This is a genomic window from Endozoicomonas sp. ONNA2, from assembly GCF_024606365.1.
GTDB lineage: Bacteria > Pseudomonadota > Gammaproteobacteria > Pseudomonadales > Endozoicomonadaceae > Endozoicomonas.
This window is the reverse complement of record NZ_JAHHPO010000041.1, coordinates 1-4,550: the sequence shown is the minus strand read 5'-3', so window position 1 is coordinate 4,550 and position 4,550 is coordinate 1. Positions and strand designations below refer to the sequence as shown.

General features: G+C 47.2%; 4 protein-coding genes and 1 pseudogene. 4 read left to right on the top strand and 1 reads right to left on the bottom strand.

The genetic code is table 11. The features are described 5' to 3' along the window. Window positions 1–83: 83 nt before the first annotated feature. Window positions 84–770 (top strand): RING finger domain-containing protein, encoded by a 687-nt coding sequence (locus KDK14_RS00525; RefSeq protein WP_257263059.1) that lies wholly within the window; start codon window positions 84–86, stop codon window positions 768–770. A 2-nt stretch (window positions 771–772) separates the two neighbouring features. Continuing rightward, entirely contained in the window at window positions 773–1,333 is a 561-nt protein-coding gene (locus tag KDK14_RS00520; protein WP_257263058.1) for a hypothetical protein, read from the top strand. 64 nt (window positions 1,334–1,397) lie between these two features. On the opposite strand, the gene ettA is transcribed toward KDK14_RS00520, so the two are convergent. Next, window positions 1,398–3,065: an energy-dependent translational throttle protein EttA gene (gene ettA, locus KDK14_RS00515; protein WP_257263057.1), complete on the bottom strand. Its 1,668-nt coding sequence runs from the start codon at window positions 3,063–3,065 to the stop codon at window positions 1,398–1,400. Window positions 3,066–3,150: 85 nt separating this feature from the next. Between ettA and KDK14_RS00510 the strand changes: the two are divergent. Continuing rightward, a pseudogene (locus KDK14_RS00510) lies at window positions 3,151–3,335 on the top strand (transposase); the annotation flags it as partial. Between the two features lie 172 nt (window positions 3,336–3,507). Next, window positions 3,508–4,485, top strand: a complete 978-nt coding sequence (locus KDK14_RS00505; RefSeq protein ID WP_257263056.1) for a hypothetical protein — start codon at window positions 3,508–3,510, stop codon at window positions 4,483–4,485. Window positions 4,486–4,550 lie beyond the last annotated feature (65 nt).

The window sequence follows — 4,550 nt, the reverse complement described above, 5'->3', positions numbered from 1 at the left end:
AGAGCGACAAAGTCCTGCGCGAGATTCGGGGCAGTTTATGAAATATCCGGGCTAACGTTTGGATTTAACTATAGGAAAAGTTTATGTACAACTTGAATAACACCCACATTTGCACACAGCCCAAACATGCTATCCCTGAGACTACAGTCCACACTTCTGAATCAACGTCTCCAGCTAATAATGCAAACTTCAAGGGGCACCAACTTCAACTTACACAGTCATCTTGGCGAGTAGAAGCTGCCCTAAAAGGTCAGTGCGCTGTTTGCCTGGAAACTTTCACCAATGCTGAAATAAAACAATTATCCTTGTTACCCTGCTTCCATGTGTACCACTCAGAATGCGCTACTAAAGCATTAAATGAACAGGCGAAATGTCCTGAGTGCAAGGCTTTTGCCAGCCCCTCAACCATTAAAGTCTACGATGATAGCACATCATTAAGAGAGAGTTTGCCACTGGAATGCACTGAAAACCTTTGTACTGTCGTAGGTACCAGGGCCTCGATTACCTCCGGCATGAAAGCTGCCTGTCCTTATCCTTTTGCAAATTTCCCGCGTCAAGATACAGCAGAAAACTTTCTGGAGAACAACCATGACGAAATTATTGACTGGCTCAAGCATTCATTTGCTCAAAAACAGTATAAATTCACTCAGGTGTCTTATCAAAAACAGTACGAATCTCTTCTGTTGCCTTATATAGAATCATTGGGCGGTGCAGAATTCGAATCCTTCAAAGCCTTCAATACATTCACCATAAACCAGCGATTACGATAGATGTGCAGTTCAATCCCAACGAGCCCCCGAGACCATTGTGCTATTCGTCTGCAGATATTAACAAAGCGAAAACTCCAGTAGCTGCTTTCACAAATCTTCTGGAAGACGTTCGAACCGATTTATTATTTCTCAACCTGAGAGACAAGTATCCAGCTATTTTTGACCGCACCACAGATCTATTCATCTACTATTATGATTTATGGACATACAACGCTATTTTTATTAATGACCAACATAACTCTGTCCCTCTTCGCACCATTTTCGATCCACCTACCAAATCTTTTAGCTGGGACAGATTGAAACAGGAGCTGGAAAAAAAGGGTTTGGAATATAAGAAGTTATTCGAAACAACCCCTTCTGAAAAATTTTTCGAAGGTCATCAATATTCCCGGATGAGCGCTTTTCAGGACGTTCAGGTTGATTCTATTGGCGGTTTTCATTCCAATTGCCCGATGGAAACGGTAGACGCAAATTGTATCACGCCCAGCTCTCAACGGCCTGTCAGTGAAAGTACGTTAGGAATTCCCTCTGGGGAGTATAATACCGATAGTTTCTTATTCTGATCTGAAGCTTAACCGGATAACACCCGATCACCTCGAATTAACTCAGGTGATCGAGCAGATATAGTCAAGCATCAATACGTTTGTACTTAATACGATGGGGACCAGCAGCTTCTGCACCCAGGCGGTCCAGGCGGTCAGCTTCGTACTCGGTGTAGTTACCTTCAAAGAAGGTTACTTTGGAGTCGCCTTCGTAGGCCAGGATATGAGTGGCGACACGGTCCAGGAACCAGCGGTCGTGGGAGATCACCATGGCACAGCCGGGGAAGGCCAGCAGGGCTTCTTCCAGGGCTCGCAGGGTCTCTACGTCCAGGTCATTGGACGGTTCGTCCAGCAGCAGTACATTACCACCGTCTTTTAATGTGGCGGCCAGCTGAAGACGGCCCCGTTCACCACCAGAGAGTTCCCCGACACGCTTTTGCTGATCACCACCCTTGAAGTTAAAGCGTCCAATATAGGCGCGGGACGGCACTTCGTAGTTGTTGATGCGCAGGATGTCCTGACCGTCGGAAATTGCCTCCCAGACAGTTTTGCTGTCGTCCAGCTCATCACGAAGTTGCTGAACGTTGGATATCTTGACCGTATCTCCCAGTTCAACGGTACCGGAATCCGGCTGCTCCTGCCCGGTGATCATTTTAAACAGGGTAGATTTACCGGCACCGTTACCACCGATAATGCCGACGATGGCCCCTTTGGGAATGCTGAAGCTCAGGTCATCAATCAGCAGGCGCTCGCCAAATCCTTTGGACAGGTTGTTGACGTCAATCACCTTGTCGCCCAGGCGTGGGCCGGGTGGAATGTAGATTTCGTTGGTTTCGTTCCGGCTCTGGAAGTCCTGGGACTGCATCTCTTCAAAGCGCGCCAGACGAGCCTTGGATTTGGACTGGCGGCCCCTGGCGTTGGAGCGAACCCACTCAAGTTCGTGCTCCATGGCTTTGCGGCGGGCATCCTGCTGCTTCTGTTCCTGTTCAAGACGCTGCTCTTTTTGTTCCAGCCAGGCGCTGTAGTTGCCCTGGTAAGGAATGCCCTCCCCCCGGTCCAGTTCCAGAATCCAGCCGGCGGCGTTGTCCAGAAAGTAACGGTCGTGGGTGATGGCAACCACGGTTCCGGGGTATTCAACCAGGAAGCGTTCCAGCCAGGCCACGGATTCCGCATCCAGGTGGTTGGTGGGTTCGTCCAGCAGCAGCATTTCCGGGCTGGAGAGCAGCAGGCGGCAGAGGGCCACACGGCGACGCTCACCACCGGAGAGGTGTTCAATTCTGGCGTCCCACTCAGGCAGGCGCAGGGCATCGGCCGCCACTTCCAGCTTGCGCTCCAGGTTGTGAGCATCAGCTGCCTGAATAATGTTTTCCAGACGGGCCTGTTCCGTGGCCAGGGCATCAAAGTCAGCATCCGGATCGGCGTAGGCGGCATAAACTTCATCCAGACGCTGTTGGGCTGCCTTGACTTCACCCAGTACCTCTTCCACCACTTCTCGGACGGATTTGGCCGGGTCCAGCTCAGGCTCCTGGGGCAGATAGCCAACGTTCAGATTGGGCTGGGGGCGGGCTTCACCGTCAAACTCTTTATCCACCCCGGCCATGATCCTCAGCAGGGTGGATTTACCCGCGCCATTGAGGCCCAGGACACCAATTTTGGCCCCCGGGAAAAAGGAGAGGGAGATATTTTTCAGAATCTGACGTTTCGGGGGAACGATTTTGCTCACCCGGTTCATGGTGTAAACGTACTGAGACATTGTGTTTATCCGTGATAAATCAATCTGAATAATACAATACAACATAGAATGGTAAAACAATGTTGGAGTTGTAAAGTCATTCCCGGAGATTGAAATTCTCAAAGGTATAATCAGCAAGGGTCAGATCTGTTGGTGTCAGCAGCACCAAATATGGCCCCTGGCAAAATTATGCGAAAAATCAAAGGAAGATCCTTGGCCAAGAAGTTTGAGAGTATTCGGAATTTGAAGAAGCGGTATTGGGGGAGGCACTTCTGTGATAACAGACATTTTATCCCTGCCCAGAAAAATTCCTCTGGACCTACCCCATGAAAATGGTGGAAAACGCCGTTTCAATCAGCATGGAACTTTTTCATAACTGCCAATGTCAGAATATGAGTAAGTTTCAACTTATGTAGTGATCTCCATAGGTTGGCCATTTTAATTTTTGAATGAGGATTTGGTTATGTTAAAGCCAGGCACGGAAACTATTACTCCACGTTATAACATCGAACTGAGCAAAGCTTTGAACAAAGAAGCTGGTGAAGTGAAAGACCCTACAAGTAATAACCCAACGTTTATGGGCCGATTTATTACCAGGATTGAAGGCTGTTTTAAAAAAGAAACACTTGATCAGGTATACCAGGACTCAAAAAATGTAAAAAGTGTTTCTGACAAGGATTACGATTTTTCAAAGGAAATGGGTTTCGAACGTTTTGAAATTAGTAAATGCCCCATTCAGAGTTGTGAAAGTGTGTATGTGTTCGGGTCTACATCTACATACATGATTCATGGATCAAACGTGTCAGAAACTAGCTTAAGAGCGCCCTATGTCAAATTTGACAGTTCTTGCAAAATAGCTAACCAAGATGAAGTGACAGATGAGCTAAATAGACTAAAAGCTACTGAATCAATGTCTGACTTCATCTGCTCCAACATGGAAAAAATGGCAACTCTAGGCGGTTGGTCCTTACAGGAAGTACCGATGGTTGCCAACATAACTAAATACACACTCACTTCAGACAACCCGGGAATAGTAGATCTTCCTTTGAGTTCTTCCCAGGCCCCATTAACCATGACAACTGTCATCTCGCCATGCAAGCAGGGGGACAGTGAATACTCCGGTGGAGATTTGCTCTTTGCCGAAAAAGCACCACAAAAAACGTGGTTTTCGTATTTTAGTTCTATTGCTGCACATATTCTTGGAAAAAAACATATCCCTGAAACAATTAAACAATATCCCTATCCAAAAAACGGCTGCATTGTTACAGATGAAGTATATTCAATGGCCGCAGTCGGTAATACACAATTGGAAAGGGGGGAATCGTGTGTTCGCATCGTAGTTAACGTGGGAGCATGCCCGAATAAAAAACAATATTTGTCCTTTTTGGAAAGAAATTCAGGCCAAAATCTGGTGAAAAAAGATAGTCCGGATATTTCATAAACGTGCGCCCACTCCAGGGCGACAGAATCGGTCGAACGATCATCCCGATAATAGGATATTTAGCT

What these genes read in the sequence shown, in the direction of transcription:
- KDK14_RS00525 (WP_257263059.1), top strand. Translation starts at nt 84, where the DNA reads ATGTACAACTTGAATAACACCCACATTTGCACACAGCCCAAACATGCT.
- ettA (WP_257263057.1), bottom strand. Translation starts at nt 3,065, where the DNA reads ATGTCTCAGTACGTTTACACCATGAACCGGGTGAGCAAAATCGTTCCC.
- KDK14_RS00505 (WP_257263056.1), top strand. Translation starts at nt 3,508, where the DNA reads ATGTTAAAGCCAGGCACGGAAACTATTACTCCACGTTATAACATCGAA.